The sequence below is a fragment of the Noviherbaspirillum sp. genome (assembly GCF_035944575.1).
Lineage (GTDB): Bacteria > Pseudomonadota > Gammaproteobacteria > Burkholderiales > Burkholderiaceae_D > Noviherbaspirillum.
In genome coordinates this window covers 12,798-37,663 of the sequence record NZ_DASZBA010000191.1, presented here as the reverse complement: position 1 = coordinate 37,663, position 24,866 = coordinate 12,798, and the positions used below count along the sequence as shown (strand labels likewise).

At 60.3% G+C, this 24,866-nt stretch carries 25 protein-coding genes and 1 pseudogene; 13 read left to right on the top strand and 13 right to left on the bottom strand.

All coding sequences use genetic code 11. From position 1 onward, the window contains the following. Positions 1 to 50: 50 nt before the first annotated feature. From VGU61_RS14400 to VGU61_RS14380, 5 genes are all read left to right on the top strand, one after another. Positions 51 to 980: a branched-chain amino acid ABC transporter permease gene (locus tag VGU61_RS14400; protein ID WP_326859839.1), complete on the top strand. Its 930-nt coding sequence runs from the start codon at positions 51 to 53 to the stop codon at positions 978 to 980. 17 nt (positions 981 to 997) lie between these two features. Then, the gene (locus tag VGU61_RS14395) at positions 998 to 2,074 is read left to right on the top strand and encodes a branched-chain amino acid ABC transporter permease (RefSeq protein ID WP_326859838.1); all 1,077 of its coding nucleotides are present in this window, start codon (positions 998 to 1,000) and stop codon (positions 2,072 to 2,074) included. Positions 2,075 to 2,119: 45 nt separating this feature from the next. Beyond that, on the top strand, positions 2,120 to 3,454 hold the full coding sequence (locus tag VGU61_RS14390) for an ABC transporter substrate-binding protein (protein WP_326859837.1): 1,335 nt from the start codon (positions 2,120 to 2,122) through the stop codon (positions 3,452 to 3,454). 234 nt (positions 3,455 to 3,688) lie between these two features. Then, positions 3,689 to 4,498: an ABC transporter ATP-binding protein gene (locus VGU61_RS14385; protein ID WP_326859836.1), complete on the top strand. Its 810-nt coding sequence runs from the start codon at positions 3,689 to 3,691 to the stop codon at positions 4,496 to 4,498. A 296-nt stretch (positions 4,499 to 4,794) separates the two neighbouring features. Beyond that, complete coding sequence (locus VGU61_RS14380; protein ID WP_326859835.1) at positions 4,795 to 6,048, top strand: phenylacetate--CoA ligase family protein; 1,254 nt, start codon at positions 4,795 to 4,797, stop codon at positions 6,046 to 6,048. A gap of 19 nt (positions 6,049 to 6,067) precedes the next feature. On the opposite strand, the gene VGU61_RS14375 is transcribed toward VGU61_RS14380, so the two are convergent. The 7 genes and pseudogenes from VGU61_RS14375 to VGU61_RS14345 all read right to left on the bottom strand — a co-directional run bounded on the left by VGU61_RS14375 (position 6,068) and on the right by VGU61_RS14345 (position 10,912). Continuing rightward, positions 6,068 to 6,334, bottom strand: coding sequence for a hypothetical protein (locus VGU61_RS14375; RefSeq protein WP_326859834.1), 267 nt, complete (start codon positions 6,332 to 6,334; stop codon positions 6,068 to 6,070). 131 nt (positions 6,335 to 6,465) lie between these two features. After that, positions 6,466 to 7,557: pseudogene (locus VGU61_RS14370) on the bottom strand (methyl-accepting chemotaxis protein); the annotation flags it as partial. Next, the gene (locus tag VGU61_RS14365) at positions 7,558 to 8,160 is read right to left on the bottom strand and encodes a hypothetical protein (RefSeq protein WP_326859833.1); all 603 of its coding nucleotides are present in this window, start codon (positions 8,158 to 8,160) and stop codon (positions 7,558 to 7,560) included. Positions 8,161 to 8,730: 570 nt separating this feature from the next. Then, positions 8,731 to 9,540, bottom strand: coding sequence for a hypothetical protein (locus VGU61_RS14360; RefSeq protein ID WP_326859832.1), 810 nt, complete (start codon positions 9,538 to 9,540; stop codon positions 8,731 to 8,733). A 207-nt stretch (positions 9,541 to 9,747) separates the two neighbouring features. After that, the gene (locus tag VGU61_RS14355; RefSeq protein WP_326859831.1) at positions 9,748 to 10,044 is read right to left on the bottom strand and encodes a hypothetical protein; all 297 of its coding nucleotides are present in this window, start codon (positions 10,042 to 10,044) and stop codon (positions 9,748 to 9,750) included. Between the two features lie 75 nt (positions 10,045 to 10,119). Continuing rightward, entirely contained in the window at positions 10,120 to 10,524 is a 405-nt protein-coding gene (locus VGU61_RS14350) for a GFA family protein (RefSeq protein WP_326859830.1), read from the bottom strand. A gap of 82 nt (positions 10,525 to 10,606) precedes the next feature. After that, complete coding sequence (locus VGU61_RS14345; protein WP_326859829.1) at positions 10,607 to 10,912, bottom strand: NIPSNAP family protein; 306 nt, start codon at positions 10,910 to 10,912, stop codon at positions 10,607 to 10,609. Positions 10,913 to 11,325: 413 nt separating this feature from the next. Here VGU61_RS14345 and VGU61_RS14340 point away from each other — a divergent pair, with 413 nt between their 5' ends. From VGU61_RS14340 to VGU61_RS14330, 3 genes are all read left to right on the top strand, one after another. Next, positions 11,326 to 11,631 carry a hypothetical protein gene (locus VGU61_RS14340; RefSeq protein WP_326859828.1) on the top strand — a complete coding sequence of 102 codons (306 nt, stop codon included), beginning with the start codon at positions 11,326 to 11,328 and terminating at the stop codon, positions 11,629 to 11,631. A 70-nt stretch (positions 11,632 to 11,701) separates the two neighbouring features. Then, positions 11,702 to 11,950: a DUF1272 domain-containing protein gene (locus VGU61_RS14335; RefSeq protein ID WP_326859827.1), complete on the top strand. Its 249-nt coding sequence runs from the start codon at positions 11,702 to 11,704 to the stop codon at positions 11,948 to 11,950. Positions 11,951 to 12,060: 110 nt separating this feature from the next. After that, the gene (locus tag VGU61_RS14330; protein WP_326859826.1) at positions 12,061 to 13,683 is read left to right on the top strand and encodes a cyclic peptide export ABC transporter; all 1,623 of its coding nucleotides are present in this window, start codon (positions 12,061 to 12,063) and stop codon (positions 13,681 to 13,683) included. A gap of 132 nt (positions 13,684 to 13,815) precedes the next feature. On the opposite strand, the gene VGU61_RS14325 is transcribed toward VGU61_RS14330, so the two are convergent. Further along, positions 13,816 to 14,121: a DUF1330 domain-containing protein gene (locus VGU61_RS14325; protein WP_326859825.1), complete on the bottom strand. Its 306-nt coding sequence runs from the start codon at positions 14,119 to 14,121 to the stop codon at positions 13,816 to 13,818. 50 nt (positions 14,122 to 14,171) lie between these two features. Further along, positions 14,172 to 15,140, bottom strand: a complete 969-nt coding sequence (locus tag VGU61_RS14320; RefSeq protein ID WP_326859824.1) for a nitronate monooxygenase family protein — start codon at positions 15,138 to 15,140, stop codon at positions 14,172 to 14,174. Positions 15,141 to 15,271: 131 nt separating this feature from the next. Between VGU61_RS14320 and VGU61_RS14315 the strand changes: the two genes are divergently transcribed. Next, positions 15,272 to 16,135 (top strand): enoyl-CoA hydratase-related protein, encoded by an 864-nt coding sequence (locus VGU61_RS14315; RefSeq protein ID WP_326859823.1) that lies wholly within the window; start codon positions 15,272 to 15,274, stop codon positions 16,133 to 16,135. A 56-nt stretch (positions 16,136 to 16,191) separates the two neighbouring features. Continuing rightward, a complete protein-coding gene (locus VGU61_RS14310; protein ID WP_326859822.1) occupies positions 16,192 to 17,094 on the top strand; it encodes an SDR family oxidoreductase in 903 nt (300 codons plus the stop codon). Positions 17,095 to 17,143: 49 nt separating this feature from the next. Here the strand turns inward: VGU61_RS14310 and VGU61_RS14305 are convergent, their stop codons facing one another. Next, on the bottom strand, positions 17,144 to 18,781 hold the full coding sequence (locus tag VGU61_RS14305; RefSeq protein ID WP_326859821.1) for a tetratricopeptide repeat protein: 1,638 nt from the start codon (positions 18,779 to 18,781) through the stop codon (positions 17,144 to 17,146). Positions 18,782 to 19,107: 326 nt separating this feature from the next. On the opposite strand from VGU61_RS14305, the gene VGU61_RS14300 reads away from it, so the two are divergent. Further along, positions 19,108 to 19,395, top strand: a complete 288-nt coding sequence (locus VGU61_RS14300; RefSeq protein ID WP_326859820.1) for a DUF4139 domain-containing protein — start codon at positions 19,108 to 19,110, stop codon at positions 19,393 to 19,395. Between the two features lie 15 nt (positions 19,396 to 19,410). Here the strand turns inward: VGU61_RS14300 and VGU61_RS14295 are convergent, their stop codons facing one another. The 3 genes from VGU61_RS14295 to VGU61_RS14285 all read right to left on the bottom strand — a co-directional run bounded on the left by VGU61_RS14295 (position 19,411) and on the right by VGU61_RS14285 (position 21,358). Continuing rightward, complete coding sequence (locus VGU61_RS14295) at positions 19,411 to 19,971, bottom strand: Spy/CpxP family protein refolding chaperone (protein ID WP_326859819.1); 561 nt, start codon at positions 19,969 to 19,971, stop codon at positions 19,411 to 19,413. A 185-nt stretch (positions 19,972 to 20,156) separates the two neighbouring features. Beyond that, positions 20,157 to 20,699 (bottom strand): hydrolase, encoded by a 543-nt coding sequence (locus tag VGU61_RS14290; protein WP_326859818.1) that lies wholly within the window; start codon positions 20,697 to 20,699, stop codon positions 20,157 to 20,159. After that, complete coding sequence (locus VGU61_RS14285; protein ID WP_326859817.1) at positions 20,696 to 21,358, bottom strand: TetR/AcrR family transcriptional regulator; 663 nt, start codon at positions 21,356 to 21,358, stop codon at positions 20,696 to 20,698. The genes VGU61_RS14290 and VGU61_RS14285 overlap by 4 nt, the downstream gene beginning before the upstream one ends. 102 nt (positions 21,359 to 21,460) lie before the next feature. Between VGU61_RS14285 and VGU61_RS14280 the strand changes: the two genes are divergently transcribed. Both VGU61_RS14280 and VGU61_RS14275 read left to right on the top strand, forming a co-directional pair. Then, positions 21,461 to 23,035 carry a 4-hydroxyphenylacetate 3-hydroxylase family protein gene (locus VGU61_RS14280; RefSeq protein ID WP_326859816.1) on the top strand — a complete coding sequence of 525 codons (1,575 nt, stop codon included), beginning with the start codon at positions 21,461 to 21,463 and terminating at the stop codon, positions 23,033 to 23,035. Positions 23,036 to 23,478: 443 nt separating this feature from the next. Continuing rightward, entirely contained in the window at positions 23,479 to 24,795 is a 1,317-nt protein-coding gene (locus VGU61_RS14275) for a hypothetical protein (RefSeq protein WP_326859815.1), read from the top strand. The last annotated feature ends 71 nt before the right edge of the window (positions 24,796 to 24,866 follow it).

Below are 24,866 nucleotides of genomic sequence, written 5' to 3'. Positions count from 1 at the left end.
GAACCTTGCGGAGGGATAAAGCAGCATGAAAAGGTAAAAAGACAACAACCATGGCATTTTTCCTTGAAACCCTGCTCGGCGGCCTGATGGCCGGGATGCTCTACTCGCTGGTTGCGCTCGGCTTCGTGCTGATCTTCAAGGCATCCGGCGTATTCAACTTCGCCCAGGGCGCGATGGTGCTGTTCGCGGCGCTGGCGATGGCCCGCTTTGCCGAATGGATTCCGCGCTGGACCGGCATTACCAATCCCATCTTCGCCAATCTCGCCGCCTTCCTGATCGCCGGCGCCATCATGTTCGCGGTCGCATGGATCATCGAGCGGCTCGTGCTGCGCCACCTGGTCAACCAGGAAGGGGCCACGCTGCTGATGGCGACACTCGGCATCACCTATTTCATGGAAGGCCTCGGCCAGACCATCTTCGGCAGCGACATCTACAAGATCAATATCGGCATGCCGAAGGAACCGATCTTCGTGATGGAGTCGACCTTCCAGGGCGGCATCCTGGTCAACAAGGAAGACATCATCGCCGCCGCCATTGCCGCCGCGCTGGTCCTCCTGCTCAGCATTTTTTTCCAGAAGACGGCGACCGGGCGCGCACTGCGTGCAGTGGCCGACGACCACCAGGCGGCGCAGTCGATCGGCATTCCGCTCAACCGCATCTGGGTCATCGTCTGGTGCGTCGCCGGCGTGGTGGCGCTGGTCGCCGGCATGATCTGGGGCAGCAAGCTCGGCGTGCAGTTTTCGCTGACGACGGTGGCGCTGCGGGCATTGCCCGTCGTCATCCTCGGTGGCCTGACGTCGGTGCCGGGCGCAATCATCGGCGGCCTGATCATCGGCGTCGGCGAGAAGCTGTCGGAGGTGTATCTCGGCCCCTACGTCGGCGGCGGCATCGAAATCTGGTTTGCCTACGTACTGGCGCTTGTATTCCTGCTGTTCCGGCCGCAAGGCTTGTTTGGCGAGAAAATCATCGATCGCGTTTAGGCTGTTAAGGAAAACATATGCTCTACCGTGAGAACGGCCAATTCAAAACCTCCTACCAGGCCGACCAGCAGATCTTTCCGATTGCGCAGGACAGGTTTGTCATCGGCCTGATGCTGGCCTTCGCCTTCATCGCCGTGCCGCTGCTGGCGTCGGATTACCTGTTCCGCGCGATCCTGATTCCCTTCCTGATTCTGTCACTGGCGGCGGTCGGCGTGAACATTCTGGTCGGTTACTGCGGCCAGATTTCGCTCGGCTCCGGTGCCTTCATGGCGGTCGGCGCGTATGGCGCCTACAACTTCTTCATCCGCATTCCGGACATGCCGCTCATCCCGGCCCTGGTGCTCGGCGGCCTGTGCGCGACGCTGTTCGGCATTCTGTTCGGCCTGCCGAGCCTGCGGGTAAAAGGCTTGTATCTCGCGGTTGCGACCTTGGCGGCGCAGTTCTTCGCCGACTGGATGTTCTTGCGCGTGCGCTGGTTCACGCTCGACTCGCCGTCCGGTTCCGTCTCGGTATCCAACCTGCAGGTGTTCGGGCTGCCGATCGACAGCGCGGTCAACCGATATTTGTTTTGTCTCGTCATCCTCACCGTGGTGGCCCTGCTGGCGAAAAACCTGGTGCGCGGCGCCATTGGCCGCGAATGGATGGCGATCCGCGATATGGACGTGGCGGCGGCGGTAATCGGCATCCGCCCGATGTATGCCAAGCTCACCGCCTTCGCGGTCAGCTCCTTCATCATCGGCGTGGCTGGCGCATTGTGGGGATTCATCTATCTTGGTTCATGGGAGCCGGCGGCGTTCTCGGTGGACCAGTCGTTCCGGCTGCTGTTCATGGTGATCATCGGCGGCCTGGGCTCCATCATGGGTAGTTTCCTGGGCGCCGCCTTCATCGTGATTCTGCCGATCGCACTTAACCAAATCCTGCCGGTGCTGGCGCACCTGGTCGGCCTGGAAATTTCCACCGCCGGACTCGCCCATGCGGAACTGATGATTTTCGGCGGATTGATCGTGTGGTTCCTGATCGTCGAACCGCACGGCCTGGCTAAGCTGTGGTCGATCGGCAAACAGAAATTGCGGCTGTGGCCTTTTCCGCATTGAGTGGTTGTTGGTGTGCTTCATCAAATTAAATACACGGAGAGACAAATGAAGATTCGCAACATGGTCGTGGCAGCCGCCGTCCTCGCTGCCGGCACATCGTCCGTCCTGACGACCAGTGCCTATGCGCAAGCCAAGGAACAGTACTTCCCGGTGCTGTCCTACCGTACGGGGCCGTATGCGCCGAACGGCGTGCCCTGGGCGAACGGCTACGTGGATTACCTCAAGCTGGTGAACGCGCGCGGCGGCATCAACGGCGTGAAGATTCTATTTGAAGAATGCGAGACCGGTTACGACACCGCGCGCAGCGTGGAATGCTATGAGCGCCTGAAGGGCAAGAACGGCGGCGCTTCGATGGTGCAGCCGCTGTCCACCGGCGCGACCTTCGCCATCACCGAAAAAGCGCCGGTCGACAAGGTGCCGGTGGTGACCATCGGCTACGGCCGCAGCGAAAGCGCCGATGGCACGGTGTTCAAGTGGAATTTTCCGATCGCCGGCACCTACTGGGTCGCCGCCGACGCCATCATCCAGGCAATCGCCAAGAAGGAAGGCGGACTCGACAAGCTGAAAGGCAAGAAGATCGCGCTGGTCTATCACGACAGTCCGTTCGGCAAGGAACCGATTCCGCTGCTGCAGCAGCGTGCCGGCCTGCAGGGCTTCGACCTGCAACTGCTGCCGGTAACCGCGCCGGGCGTCGAGCAAAAAGCCACCTGGCTGCAGGTACGTCAGTCTCGTCCCGATTATGTGGTGCTGTGGGGCTGGGGCGTGATGAATTCCACCGCGATCAAGGAGGCACAGGCCACCGGTTATCCGCGCGAGAAGATGTACGGCGTGTGGTGGGCCGGCGCCGAGCCGGATGTGAAGGACGTGGCCGAAGGCGCGAAGGGCTATAACGCGGTGACCATGCAGCACGGCGCGGAACCGCAGTCGAAGTTCGTCAAGGATGTACTGGCGATGGTGCATGACAAGGGCCAGGGCACTGGACCGAAGGAGGAAGTCGGACAGGTGCTGTACATGCGCGGCGCGATGAGCGCGATGCTTGGCGTGGAAGGCGTGCGGGCGGCGCAGGAGCGGTTCGGCAAGGGCAAGGTCATGACCGGCGAGCAGGTGCGCTGGGGCCTGGAAAACCTGAACCTGACGCAGGCCAAGCTGGACGCGCTGGGCTTCGCTGGCGTAATGCGCCCGATCAGCACCTCGTGCGCCGACCACATGGGCGCATCGTGGGCCCGCATCCATACCTGGGACGGCAAGCAGTGGAAATTCACGTCGGACTGGCTGCAGGCGGATGACACGATCATCAAGCCGCTGGTGAAGAATACGGCGGCGAAGTATGCGGCGGAGAAGAAGCTGACACCACGCACACCGGAAGATTGCCAGGGATGAGGACGGGGTTTCGCAACGCATGCGTTGCGCCGTCCTCACCGAGCCGCCTGCAAGCGGCGAAGGAAAGGTTGTAAGCGAACCGGTCCTCTCCCCTTGCAGGGGGAAGGCTCGGATGGGGATAGTGAGGTCGAGCAATCGCATGCAGTGGCTCAACCTCACTACGCTATCCCTCCCCCTGCAAGGGGAAGGGAACCTGCCATTTAACTGTGTCTGTACTTTGCCCGTTCTGCCCCCATGCAACCACAAAACATCGTACTCAACGTCAACGGCATCGAGGTGATCTACAACCACGTCATCCTCGTGCTGAAAGGCGTCTCCCTGCAGGTGCCGGAAGGCGGCATTGTCGCGATCCTCGGCGGCAACGGCGCCGGCAAGACCACAACGCTGCGAGCGGTCAGCAACCTGCTGCGCGGTGAACGCGGTGCCGTCACCAAGGGCTCGATCGAATTGCGCGGCGAACGCATCGAGAACCTGTCGCCGTCCGACCTCGTGCATCGCGGCGTGGTGCAGGTAATGGAAGGCCGGCACTGTTTCGCCCACCTGACCATCGAGGAAAACCTGCTGACCGGTTCCTATACCCGCAAGGACAAGGGCGAGGTGGCAGCCAACCTGGAGAAGGTCTACACCTACTTTCCGCGCCTGAAGACACGGCGCACTTCGCAGGCGGCCTACACCTCCGGCGGCGAACAGCAAATGTGCGCCATCGGCCGCGCGCTGATGGCCAATCCCCGCATCGTTCTGCTCGACGAGCCGTCGATGGGCCTGGCGCCGCAGATCGTCGAAGAAGTGTTCAACATCGTCAAGGATCTGAACACCAAGGAAAAAGTCACCTTCCTGCTGGCCGAGCAGAACACCGCAGTCGCGCTGCGTTATGCGGACTTCGGCTACATCCTGGAAAACGGACGCGTGGTGATGGAAGGCGATGCGAAGGAACTGGGATCGAACGAGGATGTGAAAGAGTTCTATCTCGGCGTGTCCGGCGCGGGCAGGAAGAGCTTCCGGGACATGAAGTTTTACCGGCGGCGCAAGCGGTGGCTGGCATGATCAGGTAAGGATGAGCGCAGGGTTTCGCAACGCACTGCGTTGCGCAGCGTGAATCGGAGCCGCCTGCCAGCGGCGACGTGGAAAGGTTGTAAGCAAACCAGCTCCTTTCCCCTTTTAGGGGGAAGGTCGGGATGGGGGTAGCGAGGTCGAGCGGCTGTATGCGGCTGCTCAACCTCACTACCTACTGCCCACCCCTCCCACTGACAGGGGGAGTGAACCGTGAGTCTATGTTTTCAGCGCGGTGAATTTGCGCTACCGACTTAACAGATCCATTCGGAATTCGTAACAGGTCCCTCATGCCCGACACCCTAGATACCCTTGAAACCCGCAACCCGCAGCAACGCGAACAAGATCAGATGGCCGCACTTCCGCGCCTGATCGCACGCGCCCAAACCGCCCCCGGCTGGGTGCGCATCCTCGACGGTGTCTCCGCCGCCGGCATCACTTCCCGCGCCGCGCTCGCCCAATTACCCGTCACCCGCAAATCCGACCTGAAAGACCTGCAACACGCCGGCATGCCCTTCGGCGGGCTGACGACGACGCCGGTCGCGCAGCTCGGACGGCTCTTCATGTCGCCCGGCCCGATCTTCGATCCGGAGGGACGCGGCGTCGACTGGTGGCGCTTTGCGCGCCCGATGTACGCGGTCGGCCTGCGCGCCGGACACATCGTGCAGAACTGCTTTTCCTACCACTTCACGCCAGCCGCCTTCATGGTCGAGGGCGGCGCGGCACGGATAGGCTGTCCGGTGATCCCGGCCGGCAGCGGCCAGACCGAAATGCAGGTGCAGGCGATGACCGCATTGAAGCCGGATGCCTATGTCGGCACGCCGTCCTTCCTCAAGATCATCATTGAAAAGGCGCAGGAAATGGGCGCGGATATCTCCAGCGTGCAGCGTGCGGTGGTGGGTGCGGAGGCGCTGCCACCGTCCTTGCGCAAATGGCTGCAGGATAATGGCGTGCCGCATGTGTTGCAGATGTACGGTTCAGCCGACATCGGCAATATCGCCTACGAGTCGGAGACCGACGGGCAGGTCAATCCCGGGATGATTCTCGATGAAGACCTGATCCTGGAAATCGTCCGTCCCGGTACGGGCGACCCGGTCGCCGAGGGCGAGGTCGGCGAAGTGGTGATCACGTCGTTCAACCCCGACTATCCGCTGATCCGCTTCGGCACCGGCGACATGTCCGCGATCCTGCCGGGCACGTCGCCGTGCGGCCGCACCAATACCCGCATCAAGGGGTGGATGGGACGCGCGGACCAGACCACCAAGGTACGGGCGATGTTCGTGCATCCGTCGCAGGTGGCGGAAATCGCCAAGCGATTTGCGCCCATCGTCAAGGCGCGGCTGGTCGTCAGCGGTGAGATGGCCAACGACGTGATGACGCTGCATTGCGAAGTGGACGATCCGGCAGCGGCCGCAACGCTGGTGCCGGCCATCGTCGACAGCATCCGCGATGTGACGAAGTTGCGCGGCGACGTGAACCTGGTGGCCCGCGGCACCTTGCCGAATGATGGCAAGGTGATTGAGGATGCGCGGAAATACGAGTAGAAAGTGAAGCAGCCGGCGTTTATTTTTTCTGCGCCGGCACATCCTGTGGATTGACCGGTGATACGCCCGGTGTCTTGTTGACAGTGGCATCGACGCCACGGCCTTCGCGCAGGTCGGTATCGACCTGGCCGTTTTCCAGATCCTTGTAGGCCTGCAGGATATCGGGACGCACGCCGCTTTCCTGGCTGTCATCCGACTCGTCGCGCTCATGCGGCAGGCGCGGCGTGGATTCCGGCTGGCTCGGCTTGCCGGTCTTTACGATCAGTTGTTCCTGTGCGGATTTCATGACGCTTCCCTTTAACAAATGGCAATATCAGTTTGAACATGGGCAGAACTAAAAATTCCCAATTCAATATCTTTTGCGCATCTGAGTTGACGCGAGCCTGCCGGCCGGAAATTCGGCACGCAAACGCGTTTTTAAAATTCCTCCCAGTCACCCGCCATGGCAAGCTTGTCCTGCACCGGAGGCTTGCGTTTGACCGGCGTTGCAGCATCGCGCCTGGCTAACCGCTGCGAACGTTCAGCCGGAACCGTCTGCTTCTGCGCCGGCATCACACGAGGCGGTGCGGCAACCGTCAGCGCCTGTTCCTGACTGATCCTGAAGACACTGACAAGATGCTCCAGCCCGGCCGATTGCTGTTGCATCGCATCGGCCGCTGCGGCGGCCTGTTCGACCAGCGCAGCGTTCTGCTGCGTGACCTGATCCATCTGCGTGATCGCCTGGTTCACCTGCTCGATGCCGGCGCGCTGCTCGTCGCTGGCGGCGGCGATCTCGCTGATGATGTCGGTGACACGCCGCACGCTGGCAACCACCTCATCCATCGTCGCGCCGGCCTGATCGACCAGCTTGCTGCCGGCGTCCACCTTCTCCACCGAATCACCGATCAATGTCTTGATTTCCTTGGCCGCCGCCGCCGAACGCTGCGCCAGGTTGCGCACTTCGGATGCCACCACCGCGAAGCCCCTACCCTGCTCGCCGGCGCGCGCCGCCTCCACGGCGGCGTTCAACGCGAGGATATTGGTCTGGAAGGCAATCCCGTCGATGACGCCGATGATGTCGACGATCTTTTTCGCCGATTCATTGATGGCGCTCATCGTACTGACCACTTCCGACACCACGCCGCCGCCCCTGACCGCCACTTCCGAAGCCGACACCGCAAGCTGGTTCGCCTGGCGGGCATTGTCGGCATTCTGCTTGACGGTCGAGGTCAATTCCTCCATCGACGACGCGGTTTCTTCCAGCGACGATGCCTGCTGCTCGGTCCGCGAGGACAAGTCCTGGTTGCCGGCGGCGATTTCGCCGGAACTGGTTTTGATGGCATCCGTCCCGCTCCGGACATCGCCGACGATCTTGGCGAGACTCGCGTTCATCTGCCCCAGTGCGCGCAGCAGGTCGCCGGTTTCATCCGCCGAATCCGCTTCGATGTTCTGCGTCAGGTCGCCGGATGCGACCACGCGGGTGGCATTGACCGCCCGGGCGATCGGTGCCGTGATCGACCGGGTGGTGATCTAGGCGAACACCACCGTCAGCAGGACCGTGAGCGTGCTGGCGATCACCGCCATGCGTTCGCCGTTGACGATTTCCCGGTTGACGATCACGCTCGTTTCCTTGATCTGCTCCTCGGCGACCGCTTCGAGTTTGCCCAATGCACTTTTGATCGCCTGGTCGGCGCCCTTGATGGCCGAATCGATCTCGGCAATGCCGGCGCCCGTTGCTTTCATTTCCGCGGCCTTTCTGATCGCCTCGCGATAGGCGGCAATGCCGGACCGCACCTTCTCGATCTCCGCCTTTTCAACGGCCGTTAGGCTGCCCAGTTTTTCGTAAGCGGTCATTGCCGCATCGATGTTTGTCATCTCGGCATTAAACCGCTGTTCGTAATCCTTGCCGCGCATGATGAAGTTCTTGAAGTGCTGAATGCCCTGGCCCAGCGACTCGTCGGCATGGTTAGTGGCATCCAGCTTCGGCTTCGCCAGGGTCCTGTACCGATTCCATGAATTTTCGATCATGCTGAATTCACTGTACGAAAACCCGCCAAGCATCACCGTCAGCAATGCGATGAACCCAAAGGTGATGCCGAGACGGGTGCCGATTTTCAGATTGGAGAATTTCATGTTGGTATTCCGATCCTGTTGAAGGAATGACGAGGAAAAATGTGATGCCAGGTAGAGCGGGTTGATGCGCCTGCCGATCAAGGACCGGTGTCCGGGCGACGTCAGTCCGGCATACGGGATGCATAGGTAGCTGCCCGAAGGTCGTACCGATTGTGTGGTTCAGGATCGATCGTTCAGGACAGGAAAGACGGCCATCCGATAAGCACACGGCCGTCGTGCCGGCAATTCGCCTTGGTGGCATATCGGGGAAAGCGATGCAGGGGGAACCGTCACAAGTCCGGTTGCGTGACTCCGCGCGCCGCGACGGCGGACTGCATGTAAACCGAAGGTTGAGATTCCGTATTTCGCACCCTTGCGGGTAGATGCGGACGTTGCGTGTTCATCGCGAGAAATTTCTCTTGGGTCCATAAGACTCCTCGTACCATTCGTTTTTGCTTACCCGTCAAGATTGACAGTGGCAACAATCATTACGGTACAAAGTCTCACAAAATAAGAGTAATTCCTCATGGTAAATATCAATGGCAGGATACTTGCCTATAGACTATCTGTATCACCAAATGAAACAGTGGTTCATTGCGAACGCGATGTGGGGGATTTTTCGCGTACCGGCGAAGGCCGTTCGCCACTCCGTCGGGACAGCAGCCGCTTCGACACCAACTGCACCGCGACCGTGGCTGCAACGGCAACAAGGAATGCACCCGTGATGCCCATGTGCGGAAGCGTCATGGCCAAGAGGAAGCAGAACGCGACAAACGAATACAGACCGGCGACCATGCCTCGCAACAGCGCCGCGGCGAATGCGCCGCCTTGCGATTGATGAGAGAAGGCGGCAAGCACGGTGCCGAGGATCGGGAACACCGCAAGGAGACCGCTCCATGCCTGGCCGACAGCACCTGCGGCAACCGTCACGGCCACCGTCAGGATCGCTCCCGCCAGCATGCGGCACCCCAACTCCAGGGTCGTGATCGGCCGGGAAGCAATCTGGACGCGGGCCGCCGGAAACAGCCGTGGCGCCAGGAGCAGCGTGGTCAATGAAACACCCAGCGCCGCATACGGCGAAGCCGGCAGCCGTGACAGCAACAGGGCGGCGGTTGTCCACCCGGCCAGGCCGCACAGCAAGGACGGCGGCCACGGCAGCCGCTTCGCCGCGTGCGAGTAAGCCAGGCTGAATGAGACGGATGCAAGGACCGCGGACAACGATGCCGATGCGGCGCGCGACGCAAATACCGGCCCCTGCTCGGATGCGAGAAAGAACAGGATGGGCCCGGTCACCACGGGCAGCCCGGCAAGCCATCCGGCGACCGACGGCCCCCAGCGCTTCCCCGCCATCGTGAGGAGCAGAAGAAATGCCGGGACAATAAACAGCTTTAATGCAAGCACTGAAAAGTCCTGAAAGTGAATAAACCAGCCCGGCGTTTTAACGGGACCTTAGAGCGGTTTGCGCGATGGCGTGCGGAAGACGCGGGCTGATTTGGGGTGCAGGACAAGGCGGGAGGAGTGCCGTGTGGCGAGCCACGCAAGCGACGAGCAACACCGCCATGCGTCCCAAAGCAGCCCGCGGCACCGTGCGCCATTGCGAAAACCGCTCTATTCATCATCGCTGTCGCTTCCGGACCGCCTGCCGCTGAAGCGCGGAAAACTGAAGTCGTCGCCCGGATCAGGCGGCTCCCGGTATCTGCCCGGATGTTTCTCCGGCGGACGGTGCACGGCGAAGACCAGCGTTGCCCCTATCATCGGCAATGCCCACACCAACCCAAGCTGCATCAGGCGTTGCGACCGCTCCGACACGCCGTCGCGCATGATCAGCAATGTGGCTTTTACATTTATCCAGAAAATTGCCGCGATGAGGATGCAGGCAATCACTGCTTCTAATGGAACAGCCATATGCGGCAAGTGTATTTCCATCAGCGCCTCGTCATCGAGGATGTCGACAATGTTTCGTCATCGTGCGGCCGGCGGCTAGCGTTCCCAGAACTCGTCATGCTGGGGAAGATCGTCAGTGATATCGAACCAGGGCGCTTTCGACTTGACGAATACATGCCTGGTCGGCTTCACGCCCGGATCGCTGTCCAGCGTGCCGAGCGGGAATCCGAGCCAGTCGGGATGGCGGTCGAATTTCGTGAACAGGCTCGACCCGCATTCCGAACAGAACGCTTTGTGCTCGCCGGGCGACGATTCATAAAATTTGATGAACTCCGCACCGGCGACGGTCGTCCAGTCTTTCGTCCGTACGCTTGCCCGCGTGCGGAATGCCGCTGCGTGGAGCTTCCGGCACATCGAGCAATGGCAGTTCAACACATCCTTCAACGGCCCGTTGATCTCGTACCGCACCCGCTTGCACAGGCAACTTCCGTAGTTATGCATGACCATTTTCTCCTTTCAGAATCCTGTTAGCAGTGGCGAAGGAACCGTGCCGCGCCTGTTCACGCATGCGGCCGTGGTCCGGTCATTCGAAGACCGGCCGGAAGAAGGTACGCTCGGTGCTGCTGAAGCAGCGTGTTTCTTCCGCATACTTGAATGCGGCCCGGCATCCGGGGTCCGAGCGGGATTGCGTGCGATAGGTTTCATAGGCGGCCAGGCTGGGAAAACTGAACAGGCAGAGCGCCACGTCGTTCGCGCCTTCGGCGGGCAGGAAGTAGCCGTGATGGATTCCTCCCAATCGCTGGATCAGCGGTATCCATAGCTTCGCATAGTGCTCGAACTCCTTGAGCTTATAGGGATCGACGGTATAGCGTATGTGGCAGGTAATCATGGTTTCAGGATCCGTTGCTGGAAGTTCGAATGCGTCATCGCGGCAGCCGGCCCGCGTACCCATGACAGCTTACAGTGCCTCGGCGCCGATTGCCCGGCCGAGGGCATTCGGAAACCGGTGGTTCAGGTCGGGCAGAAGGTCGACGCCCGGATTGCTATTGGCGTTATGGCACCCAAAGCAGGGTCGGCGATTGTGATCCAACCGGCAAGTCGACATGCCCTTTGCGCCGGATTGCCCTTATTTATTCTGTGAAGCCCTGACTGCACGTGGGTTGTTTGCAAACCGGTTTCGCGAAAAGTACAATCGCTTCGAGCAATGCATTTTTTGCAACTTCGTTTGCGGAACATTCGCGCCTGCCGCGATATGCCCTTGCCTCTCCCCTCACCACGTCGTTGATTCACCAGGAAACAGCAATGAAGATCCAGATCAAACGCTTCTCTCCTCACCAGAACGGCAAGGTATTCGGCGTGCTGATGGCGGCGAGTGCCCTTGTATTCGCCATTCCGATGTTTTTGCTGTTCTTGATATTTCCCATGCCGGTGGACAGCCAGGGTAATGCGATGGGTCCCTCGGCGGTCATGTTCCTGATCATGCCGGTGCTGTATCTCGTGCTCGGCTACCTGACGGTCGCGGTCGGATGCCTGCTCTATAACTTCATCTGCAAGTACACCGGAGGAATCGAATACGAAGCGAGCGGCGGAGACCAGACTCTTAACTGACAGTAGGCCGCCGGTCGCGTGAACTTGCGTGCCGCGACCGTTGCCTAATCCACTCTTTGAAGGAGAACCCATGCTTCAGTTACGTCCCGGCTGTGAATGTTGCGACAAGGACCTGCCTCCTGAATCGACCGAGGCGCGGATTTGTTCGTTCGAGTGCACGTTCTGCGCGTCCTGTGCCGAGACCATATTGGCCGGCACCTGCCCGAACTGCGGCGGCGAACTCGTTGCCCGGCCACGCAGGCCGGCGGAAAAGCTTGCCAGTTACCCGGCGTCGCGCGAGCGGGTCTATAAAATGGCAGGCTGCGGAAAAGCCGCGTAGCATCGTTTCGCATCTTCATCACAGGCAAGCCGACGACCGGCCTTCCTGCTTCCTGCCCCGACCGTGCATCTCGCACGCAAGAGGCGTCGATACCCGAACCGGAATTCAGTTTGTCCCTCGTAAAAGATATTTACCGGAAGAACCGCTGGGTGGTGCTGTGGGGCACCGCTCTTGTCGTCGGCAGCGCGCTGGCCAACATCGCGACCATCAACTTCATCAACAAAAGCATCTCGACCGGCGGCGCGCACTTCATCGAAAACGGCCTGTGGCTGATCGCCCTGCTGGTCATCCTGTTCTCCTTCGGCGTGGCATCGCAGTCGATGATGACGGCGCTGAGTTACCGCATCATCTACCAGTTGCGCGGCCGCCTGCTCACGCAGGTGTTGCAGGCCGAGTTCGAGCATATCCAGCAACTCGGCAAGGGCAGGATCTACGCCGCGCTGACGAAGGACATCCGCAGCATCCAGGACGGCTTCGTGATGTTTCCGTTTTTCATTTACAGCAGTACGCTGGTGATGGGCGGCCTGGCATACATGCTGTGGCTGTCATGGCCGCTGGCGCTGTTGTGCCTGGGCACCCTGTCGGTGGCGATGGGACTCGGGCAGGCATTGACCTCGCGCTTCCAGCGCCTGCTGCGCGAGGATAGGGAGCTGGAGGACAGCCTGTTCAAGCAATACGGCAACATCCTGGACGGCCACAAGGAACTGCTGCAGAACGAGCGGCGCAGCCGCATCGTGTTCGACACCCTGATGCATGGCGTTGCACGCCGTTCACGCGATCTGCGCACGCTGGCGGACCGCTACATCGTCATCAATATCCATATGATGACGGTGGTGACGCTGGCCCTGATCGGGCTCGTTTTCTGGGCGGTCTACCGCTGGCAATGGGGTGACGTTGCGCTCGGCGCATCGTTCGCGCTGGTGCTGCTCTTCATCCGCCAGCCGCTCAACATCGCGCTCAACCAGATACCCGGCATCCTCAGCGCACGCGTCTCCCTGCAAAAGCTGGCGTCCCTGCGGCTGCCCGATCCGGAACAGACCGGTTTCGCCGAGCCGCTGCGCGCCGACTGGTCGGCCATCGAACTGCAGGACGTGTTCTATCGCTATCCCGGCAATGACAGCTTCGCGCTGGGACCGGTGTCGATGCGCATCAATCGCGGCGAGCTGATCTTCGTCGTCGGGCATAACGGCGCCGGCAAATCCACCCTTACCAAGCTCCTGATCGGCCTGCTTGCGCCGAGCAGCGGCCGCATCGGCATCGACGGCATGGAAGTGCATGCGGGAAACCGCAGGCAATACCGGGCAATGTTTTCCGCAGTACTGTCCGACTTCTTCCTGTTTGATCAGGTAGTGGCGCAGGATGGCGAAGATGACGAGGCGCAGGTGCGGCAACTGCTGCAGCGCCTCCAACTGGAGGATGTGGTGTCGGTGGGCGGCGGCAGTTTCAGCCGCACCGAATTATCGACCGGACAGCGCAAGCGCCTGGCCATGGTGGTCGCCTGCATGGAAAAACGTTCGGTGATGGTGCTGGACGAATGGGCAGCCGACCAGGACCCGCATTTCCGCAAGATCTTCTACGAAGCGATTCTGCCGGAGCTGAAGGCGCAGGGCATGACGACGATCGTGGTCAGCCACGACGACAGGTATTTCCATGTCGCGGATCGGGTGATCAAGCTGGAGGGTGGCGCGCTGACGGAAACGGTGCTGGATGAGGTGCAGGAGCAGTTGAGATAGTTGGGGATGTTATGAAACGAGGTGAGGCAAAGCAACGTAGGCGGTGAATTGCATGTTCAAAAGGCGCCGCACGGTTCCCTCCTCCTGCCAAGGACAGAGAGCAGTCCTAAGATGTCCATGCGGCAAGCACTACTACTCCGCCCCTTCAACAATAAACAGCCTCCCCACCGAATTCGCCAGCCGGACCTCCTTCGCCTTGGCATACTCCACCGAGTCGTACCAGGCCTGCGCCTTTTCCATGGATTCGTATTCGACGATGACGGTGCGCCAGCCGCTGTTGTGCGTGCTGTCCTCTCCCTCGCGCTGATCGCGCTGTCCGCCCCGTACAAGGAAACGTCCGCCGTATTGCGCGACGGCGGCAGTCGAGAGTGTGCGGTAATCGGCGTAGCCGGTGGGGTTGGTGACCTGGATTTCTGCGACGACGTAGGCTTTCGGCATGGCAGCCCTTTCTGTAAATGAATTTCAGGAGGGCCGCATGCGATGCATGGTCAGCCCGGAATGGCGAGACGCTGGCGGGCAGCGTGGTATTCGGATTTTAACCGCTCCACCAGTTCCGCGACGGTCGGCACGTCGTCCATCAATCCCACGCCCTGCCCCGCGCCCCAGATGTCGCGCCATGCCTTGGCCTTGGCGCCGCCGCCGGAGCCGAAGTTCATCGTCGACTTGTCGGCGGTGGGCAGGTTGTCCGGATCGAGCCCGGCGGCGACGATGGATTTTTTCAGGTAGTTGCCGTGCACGCCGGTGAAGAGGTTGGTGTAGACGATATCGGCCGCGGTCGATTCCACGATTGCCTGGCGATAGCCTTCATCGACATTCGATTCCTTCGTCGCCAGCCAGCGTGAACCAATGTAGGCGAAATCCGCGCCCATTGCCTGGGCAGACAGGATTGCGTCGCCGGTGGCGATCGATCCCGACAAGGCGACCGGCCCCTTGAAGAACTTGCGCACTTCGCCAACCAGCGCGAAGGGTGACAGCGCGCCCGCGTGGCCGCCGGCGCCGGCCGCGACCAGGATCAGCCCGTCGACGCCGGCTTCCAGCGCCTTCTGCGCATGGCGGATCGAAATGACGTCATGCAGCACGATGCCGCCGTAGCTGTGGATCGCGTCCAGCATTTCCTTTGGCGGCGCACGCAGGCTGGAGATGATGATGGGGATCTGGTGCTTCACGCACACTTCCACGTCGTGCGCGAGGCGGTCGTTCGACTGATGCACGATCTGGTTGACGGCGATCGGGCCGACTTTCGCGCCCGGATTGGCTTCCCTGTATGCGGCGAGTTCGTTCTGGATGTCGGTCAGCCAGGTATCGAGCAATTCGGCCGGACGGGCATTCAGGGCCGGGAAGGAACCGACGATGCCGGCCTTGCATTGCGCCTTGACGAGGGCCGGACCGCTGGCGATGAACATGGGCGAGCCGATGACGGGAAGACTGAGATTCTGCAATGCTGCGGGCAACGCCATGACGACCTCGCGAGAAGGGAAAAAAGGGATTTTGATTATAGGGCAAAAAAAGAACGGTCGTGCTAGATTAGGCCCTCTAGAAATGCCTGCCCTCCCGCATACTACCGAAGCATTCTCTCAAGGAGACTCCCATGACCTACCAATGTTTCAGCCTGACCATCGACAACAAGGTTGCCCACCTTGTGCTGAACCGGCCGCAGTCAATGAACACCATGCATCCCCTGATGTGGCGCGAGCTGACCGACATCGTGAACATGCTCCAGCGCACCGCGCCCGCACGCGCGCTGGTGATCTCTTCCACCGGCAAGCATTTCACCGCCGGCATGGCGCTCGATGTATTCGGCAGCGACCCGGATTCCGGCATTGCGCTCAATGACGGCAACGCCGGCGGACGCGCCAACATCGTGCCGCAACTGGATGACATGCAGCGGGCCTTCACCGCCATCGAGCGGCTGCGCATGCCGGTGATCGCCGCCATCCACGGCGGCTGCATCGGCGGCGGCGTAGACATGGTGTCGGCCTGCGACATCCGGCTTGCAAGCGCGGACGCCTTCTTCTGCATTCAGGAAATCAATATCGGCATGACGGCAGACCTCGGCACGCTGCAGCGCCTGCCGAAATTGATCCCCGAGGGCATCGTGCATGAGATGGCTTACACCGGACGGCGGCTGCCGGCGCAGCGTGCGCTCGCCGTCGGGCTGGTCAACGAGGTATTCGAGTCGCAGGAAGCCATGATTGCGGCGGCGCTGCAGATGGCCGGCGAAATCGCGGAAAAGCCACCGGTCGCGGTCTGGGGCAGCAAGCAGGCGATCCACTATGCGCGCGACCATTCGACACAGGATGCATTGCAGCAAATGGGCTGGCTGCAATCCGGCATATGGCAGACCAGCAACCTGGTGGAGGCGTTCACCGCAAAGCAGCAGGGACGCAAGCCCCAGTTCGACGATTTGCCGCCGCTGCATTCGTTTGAAGAGGCAAAATACACGCTGAAGTAAACCCACCCCGCCCAATGGCGACACGACCCGCAGCCTTTCACCTCAAGGAGACCATCATGTTCCAACCGAAACTCATGCAGGGCAAACGCATCCTCGTCACCGGCGGCGGCACCGGCCTCGGCCGCGCGATGGCGGAAAAGTATCTGTCGCTCGGTGCCGACGTCTACATCTGCGGCCGTCGCAAACCGGTGTGCGACCAGACGGCCGCCGAACTGATGGCGCAGCACGGCGGCAGCGTCAAGACCTTCGGCCTGGACATTCGCGACGCCGCCGCAGTGGACGACATGGTGGAACAGATCTTCGCCGAAGGGCCGCTGACCGGGCTGGTCAACAATGCGGCCGGCAACTTCATCTCGCCGACCTCGGCGCTGTCGCCGCGCGGCTTCGATGCCGTCGCCAATATCGTCATGCACGGCACCTTCTACGTCACCCATGCGGTCGGCAAGCGCTGGGTCGAGATGGCCGCCAACGGACAATGGACGCCTGCGGACGGCTATCGCAGCGTGATCTCCATCATCGTCACCTGGGTGCTGAACGGCGGCCCGTTCGTGGTGCCGTCGGCGATGAGCAAATCGGCCATTCATGCGATGACGATGTCGCTGGCAACCGAATGGGCGCAGTACGGCGTCCGCCTCAATGCGATCGGCCCCGGCGAGATACCGACCGAAGGCATGAGCAAGCGCCTCAATCCCGGCGAGCAACCCGGCGCACGCTCGGCGGCGATCAACCCGATGGGCCGTGCGGGCAAGATGGAGGAATTACAGAACCTCGCCACCTTCCTGATGGCCGACGGCTGTGACTGGCTCACCGGCCAGGCGATCATGATGGACGGCGGCAATCATCTCGCCACCGGCGGCAACTTCTACGAGCTGCGTTCCTGGTCGCAGGAGCAATGGAAGGATGCGCGCGACCGCATCGAGGCGCAGAACAAGAAGGATAGGGAGCAGCGCACCGTGTAGGGCCGGCTGTCGGCACATCGACAAGCGACACGATGGCGTGGAACCATTTTCATCTGCCGCCCCAGTCCCTGGAGGATGGATGGAACTCGGCAATGGCCCGCTGTTCCATCAATGCCAGGTTCGGATACCATGCCGACCTGCCCGGTTTTCCTTCCTGTTCGATCCATCGCCATTCCGGCGCGGCTGGCTTGATGATCAGTCCGCGCTGGCCGATTGCGCCGGCGACATGCGCCACCGAGGTATCGACGGTAATTACCTGGTCGAGCGCCCGTACCAGACAGGCGGTGTCGTAGAAATCGCAGGTATCCGCAAGCGGCGCGATGCTGCGGGCACGCAAGCCGGCCGGCAGTTCCTCGAAGTCCTGCGCATGCGGGCCAATCTGCAGCGAAATGATGCTTCCGTCCAGTTTGCGCAACAGGGGTTCCATGGTGTACGCCGCAGGAGCGGCGTCGCGCACCGCCGCAGCGTTTAGCTCCTCAAGACCGCACGCACTGGCAATGACCGCCGATGCGGCACCGATGCGTTGCTCACGCAGGCTTCGATCGGCGTGGTAGCGACTGCCTGTGCACAGGGGCAGTGAACGGCGGATATTGTGGTCGTGCTCCGCCGATCCGGCCCAGCACACGCCGGTCCATGGCCGCGGCATGCCGACGAGCCGCGCGCGCCAGGCGGCGACATCCGCCTCATCGACATGCAAGTACGGCGTCGCGGGAATCGTATCGGGCGTCGTGTCGAACACGTAAGGCAGACTGGCGAGCGGACAATGCAGGTCGAACGGCGGAAGCGGCGTGGCTTCGGCAATGACCCTCAGACCGTCAATCGTTCGCAGCAACCGCGCCAGCGACGCCCGGTTGGCATCGAGGCGAAGCGTGACCTGCGCCCCCTGGCTGATGAGTAGCGGCAAATAGCGGACGAATTGCAGCACGTCGCCGAAACCCTGTTCGCCGGTTACGAGCAACTTTCTACCCTCCAGCGAACCGCCGGCCCAGCGCGGCTGTGCGCAGAGGAAGCGTGACGACTTTACCGGCTCGATCTCCCAGCGCCATTCTTGCGCTTCCCAGCCGGCGCGGTAATCGCCGGTACGGAGCTGCTGGAGGCCGCGGGCGAAACGCAACGCCGGGTTCAGCGGATCGGTTTTTACGAGATGGGCATAGCGCGCGTCCAGCTCCACTGGATCGCCGTAGAGCGCGGTCAACGCGCGCACGAGCAAGTAGTGCGCAGCCGGCCAGTCGGGTCGTTGTGCAAGCAGACGGCGGGCGACGACTTCGACCTGGGCCGGACAGCATAGCTCCGCATACAGGAGGCCGACGTTATAAAGCGTGTCCGCATTGGCGGGATGGATGCGACAGCCGGCAGCCATGCTTTCCAGCGCCTCCAGATGCTTGCCGAGGCTTGCAAGAATCATCGCCCGGGTAAGATGCAGGGCCGGGTTGCCGGGTTGCGCAACGACGGCGGCATCGATCAGCGGCAATGCCTCGCCGGCACGCGCCTGGTTCTGGAGTAGAAGGGCAAGGCGATAGTGCGCTTCCACGCTGTGCGCAGCGCTGTCGAGCGCCTCGCGATAGCGCTGTTCCGCCAGTGCCGGCTCGCCGGCATCACGATATGCATTGGCGGTTTGCAGGAGATGAGCGGCGCTCACCTTGTCGGGGCGCGTATCCGCTGTGTTCAGGGCTGTTGTGGATCGCATGTGATTGTCCTTGTCTGGCGGGCCATTTCCGTTGGCGTTAAGGGTTGGCCAAGCAGAAGTGGCGCTATCGCCACAGGCAATGTGTGGCAGCAGCGATGCGTCAGTTCCATGACAGGCTATTGAACAATGTTGCGAACGGTCCGGTCTTCGACTGAACAACACATTATTTCCGTTGACGGTGGCGCTATTTCGTCTCTGCCGGACGCCGTGGAAAAACTTGTTAACTGGCTTAAAACGGCGAACAGCTTATGAGGAGGGCAGGCAAGCCAGGGAGATTCATCGTCGCGCCGCAGACAAGGGTAACCAGCATCATCAGGGACGCCGTATTGGCAACGTTGCATAACCTGGGCAAGGATGAGACGGATGTGTACACGATCACCAGTTTCTACAAGAAGCCGGTCGGCCTGCTGGTGCTGGAAGCGTCACCTGTGAGCACGTCGGAAGAGATCAGGGTTCAGACGTCCGGGAAAATGCCGCCGACGCTGGGTACGTGGAAGCGCCGGCGCGGTGTGGTTGGATGGGAGACCGTGATCGCGCCGAACCAGGCGCTGCAGTACAACGTAGACGATGCGATTACGTATCCCAAGGAATGCATCGTGGTGGGACTGCCTTGATGAGTGCCGCCGGGGTCAATGCTTGTGCCGGCCGCCGTGACTACCGTGGTCGACACCAGTGGCTGCCTGCTTGCCGTAACCGCGCAGCGTGAGATAGCGGGCGGTCTGCTCTGCAGTGAGGATCTCTGCCTGCGTGAGATGGGCCTCCAGATGCGCACCGCGCACCTTCGCTTGCAAGGCGCCAATCTCCTTGAGTGAGTTGTCCAGCAATTCCGTATTGGCCGACCGGCCGGCGAAAAGCCGGTCCAGCTTCTGTTCCGCAGCCACCAGTTCCCGTCCCAGCATGCTGGCCTTTACCTGCATCGCATCGAATAGCTGCTTTGTCTTTGCCTGCTGCTCCGGCGTCAGTTGCAGCTCGGATGCGAGTTCGAGGACATGCATGGGGCCGGGATAGCCGTTGAGTTCGGCTGCCTTGGCAAAGCCCATGCCCTTGCCGGCCAGGTAACCGTTGATGTCTTCCTGCGACAGGGATTTGATGTCGCGGGTTTCCTGGCCAGCGTAAGAGGTTGAGGTGGCGCTTGATGCGGCGGGAAAAAGCGTGGCGGCGATGAGGGTGGTGGCGATAAATGATTTCATGGAAGTCTCCTGATACACACGGCGCTTTAAGCTTTCACTGCGCGGCTCCCTACCCCTGATAGGGCGAAGGAGATACGCAGCAGAATAATTTGCTGCAATATGTTGCCAGTATTATGTTGGACCTTATTACTCTAGGGTTGCAATCGGGCGACTGTCCAACACCAGCCATGCAAAGCAAACCCGGTTCACTTGATCAACCGCAGCATTTCCTTGAACCGCGGATGTTCACTACTCCTCATCCACTCAAACAACACCATCTCCGTCGTCACCAACTCCGCACCCGCCGCCTTCGCCCGCTCGATCGCAATCGTCTTGTTCAACGGCAGGCGCGATCCGATCGCATCCACCACCAGCCGCACGCGGCGACCGCGCCCCAGCAGGCCGAGCACGGTTTGCAATACGCAGACATGCGCTTCGCAGCCTGTCACGATCAAATCCGGGCGGTCCGTCGCATCCAGTGCGGCAATGAATGCCGGTGCGCCGCAGGCATCAAAGTCATTCTTGTCGATGACTCGCTCGCACAGCGCATGCAGGTCGGCGACGTTGGGCCCGAGCCCCGCCGGATATTGCGCCGTGCCGATCACCGGCACCTCCAGCAGCTTTGCCGCCTGCGCCAGCCTGCGCGCATTGGCGACCACGGTTTCATTGTCATGAATGGCCGGCATCAACCGTTCCTGCAGATCGATCAGGACAAGGGTGGATTGCTGCGCATCGCATAGTGTGCTCATGAGGTCGCCTGCTGGATCATTCTGCCGATATAGAGGGAAAACAATGCGCGGCCGTCCTGGCCGAACATGCGGATACGGCCGGTATGCGTGAGCAGCAGCAGGCCGACGCAGTGGCCGAACAGCGCCGTGGTTTCACGTTCTGCGACGGCGGCGCTGCAGCCGAGCGCGACCAAGCCGCTCTCCACGCCGCCCAGCGCCTGGCGCAGGCGCTGGTTCAGTTGCTCATTGAGTTCCGGCGTGAGGCCGAGCGGCTTCATGCCCTGGAACAGGTAAAAGCCGAGGTCGAGCTCGCGCGGATAATTCAGGTAGAAATCATAGAAGGCCAGCGCCTGGCGCTTGATGCGGTGCGCGGGCTGCCCATTGCCGGATGCCGCCTCGACCGCGTCGTTCAGCCTGTCGAGCGATTGCGACAACAGGTCGCCGTAGATCTCTTCCTTGCTGGCGTAATGGTTGTACAGCGCGCTGGCGGTATAGCCGGCCTCGTTGGCAATCGCCCGCATGTTGGCGCCAAGCAAACCTTCCTTCTCGAACACCCGCCGCGCGGCGTCGAGAATCATCTGCCGCTTCATGTCCTTGACGGCGCGCAGGCGCACCCGGCGCGGCTCGACAGCCTCCATCACCTCATTACTTTCCTTTACCGTACTGGTCTGTTTTTTCATGGGGAAAATGTAGCACGATGCACATGCATCCATGCATGCTTGACGCAAAAATGAACTTAGTTCACATTCATGATAGACCGTTTTCAATTCAAGGAGATCGCCATGCTGATGTCATCCGCCGAATACCGCGAGTCGCTGCGGCAATACAAGCCGAAAGTCTATCTGGATGGCCGCCTTATCGAATCGGTGGCGGACGAACCGGCATTCGCACCGGGCATCAATGCGCTCGGCGTCACCTACGACTACGCATTAAAGGAAGACTTCGCGCCGCTGATGCTGGCGACACAGCACACCTCCGGCAAGCAGGTCAACCGCATGCTGCACATCAACACCAGTACCGGTGACCTGCTCAACAAGCTGGAAGCGGTTCGCCTGCTGTGCCAGGAAACCGGCTGCGCGCAGCGCTATCTTGCGCACGATGCCTTCAACGCGATCTACCAGGCCACGCATCGCATCGACGCCGACAAGGGCACTCGCTACGGCGAGCATTTCCTCAACTACCTGCACGACTTCCAGGACCGCGACCTCTCGGTCGGCATTGCGATGACCGATGCGAAAGGCGACCGCAGCCGCCGTCCGCACGAGCAGGCCAATCCGGATTCGTATGTGCACATCGTCGAGCGCAATGCGAAAGGCATCGTCCTGTCCGGCACCAAGGCCATCGTCACTGGTGCGCCCTACATGCATGAATTTCTCGTCATGCCCTGCCGCAACATGAGCGAGGCGGATGCCGACTTCGCGGTCTGCTGCGCGGTGCCCTGCGATGTCCCCGGGCTGACCATCATCGCCCGCCCCGCCGGACGCCCGGGAGAAAAATCGGCGCTGTTCTCCAACAAGTTCGGCCAATCCACCGGCGTGCTGGTCTTCGACCGCGTCTTCGTGCCGTGGGAACGGGTGTTTTACGCCGGCGAATGGGAACACTCGTCCTACATGACCTACAACTACGCGACCCACCACCGTCACAGCTGCATCGGCGCACGCGCCGGCTTCGGCGACCTGCTCATCGGCGCCGGCGCATTGATGTGCGAAGCGAACGGCTTCGATCCTGGCAAGGAAACTCACTTGCGCGAACAGATGGTGGAACTCATCAAGATCACCGAAGGCTTCTATGCCTGCGGCGTGGCCGCATCGGTGTATGCAAAGGTTGACGAGGCCTCGAACACCTTCGTGCCGGACGCGGTGTTCTCCAACATCGGCAAGCTGCTGCTGGCCACGCAGATCTACGACATGCATCGCATCGCCCACTATGTATCGGGCGGCCTGATTGTTACCCTCCCCGGCCCCGACGAAGACCACAATCCTGAAACGGCGGCCAACCTCGCCGACGTCCTGCGCGCCAATCCGAATGTGCCGTACGAGCAGCGCATACAAACGGCCCGTTTCATCGAAGACCTCACCGCGTCCTATCAGGGCGGCTGGTACTCGGTCATCAGCCTGCACGGCGGCGGCTCACCGGCGGCGATGAAGCAGGAGATCTACCGCAACTACCCGATCGGGAACAAGGTGGAACTGGTGGAGCGGTTGATGGACCGCGGGCTGGTAGACGATCCGCGACGGCCGATCACGGCGAACAAGCAGCCGGGGAAATGCTGCGCGACGGGATGTACGGTGCCGGGGGAGCCGATGATGGTGGACTTGCCGCAGGCGGGGGTGAAGCGGTTGAAGAATGTGGCTTGAGGGATATGGCGGGGATTGAACCGCCCCTTAGAACTCAAGGAGTTAGGCCACCATTGATGTTATAAGTGGAAGTGATGGTGCAACACACCATGCGCTCCAAAGCGTCCGTCACAATGGTCTTTCGACATACACGTTCTTGATCACTCATCTTTACCTCGCATAGACAAAACCATCGCTTACTCGAGGAATATCTTAGGCATTTACATAGTCTAATGGCGTCGAGTCAGCAAACGTCGCATGTCTCAGCTAAGCAGTCATCAATCTCAAAACTTGTTCGGAGATTTTTCCTCCTCAATGCAGCTAAGGGCGGCTAGCCTTGCTTCACGAACAAGAATCCAAGTAAAGTAATGAGTTTAGTCAACACATTGGGTGACCTATTAGGCGCGCACTCGTCTACGCCTACACTTCTATTGTCACTCAATCCTTTACTTGGAGAAACAAACGTGGCAGAAAGTCTTGCAGACATTGAGACCTTAGCCCTCCGCTGTAGATCGGAACGCTCAAAGGAACATATAGCAGAAGCCGTGCTTTGTTATCGGGGAGGCGCTTATCGTGCTGCGATTGTAAGTACGTGGATAGCCGTTGTTTTTGACTTGATTGACAAAATCCGTGAGCTCGCCGCATCCGGTGAGGGTAAAGCCAAAGACATTGAACTTCAGTACGAACGATACATTGCTCAGATTGAGGCAGGCAATGATCAGGGTCTGAAAGGTGCCTTGGAGTTCGAGAGAAAGGTTCTCGAAACTTGTCGGAACGAGCTACAAATGCTCGATCCTCATCAGTTTACCGACTTGTTACGATTACGCGATGATAGACACCGGTGCGCGCATCCCTCATTTCAACGAATCGGTGAACCTTACCGTCCAAGTGCAGAACATGCGCGGCTACACCTGCGCAACGCGGTAATTCATGTGCTTTCCGAGCCTCCAGTTCAGGGAAAGGCAGCATTGGCAAAGTTGAGAGCTCTCATACTCTCTCAGTTCTTCCCTAATGAAACCGATAAGGTAATCGTCCAATTTCGGGCCTCATCCCTTGCCCGCCCTAGCGAAGCTCTAGTCAGCAATTTCGTTGACATGATTGTTTTTGGATTTGTGACGGAGGGCGATAACTTTTACGGAGAGTTATCGGTGATGTCCGCCCTGAAGGGGGTATTCGAAATGTTTCCTGATAAGGTCGAAAGGCGGCTAAAGCAGCAACTTAATAAAGCTATTAGGGACGTTCCGGACGCTGGTCTGATGTTTGCCGTAGCGATACTTACCCATGTTCGAATTGGTTGGAACCTGCTCGACGAGGATGCTAAAGGTAAGGTGCTAAGCTTTATCAATTGTGCACCGCCTGAACAAGTCGTGCCGGGTCTCGCGTCCCTTAACCGATTAGAAGCGTTAGCTGAAGCAGTCGCGAAACGTGTTGCTCAACTAACTTTCGACGAGCTTGTTTTAGGAATAGAGCATGGATTAGGAATACTTGCAAAGGACCGTGCCATTCACTTTTTGGGCGGCGCTTATTCTTTCAATCGCGTCAATGAAATAATGGGAAAGGTGATCTTCCCAATTTTCGAATATTTAATTAAAGAAGACTTTGAACGCATTATTAGACTTCCAGTGGAGACGAATGCAGACATACCTGGTGCAACAAGTTACAGAACGTTTATTCAAAAGCTTCGAGCACAGGGGACATTCTCGGATGCTGAGCTAGATGCACTGTTGAGTGCCAACAAGGCTGGCTACTTAGCACCGCAACCTGAATCAGCAGCAGATTGATCGCTTAAGCACGGGAATCGGCAGCCAATAACCCGATTCTCGCACCATACCTTACAACGAAATTCGTCAAG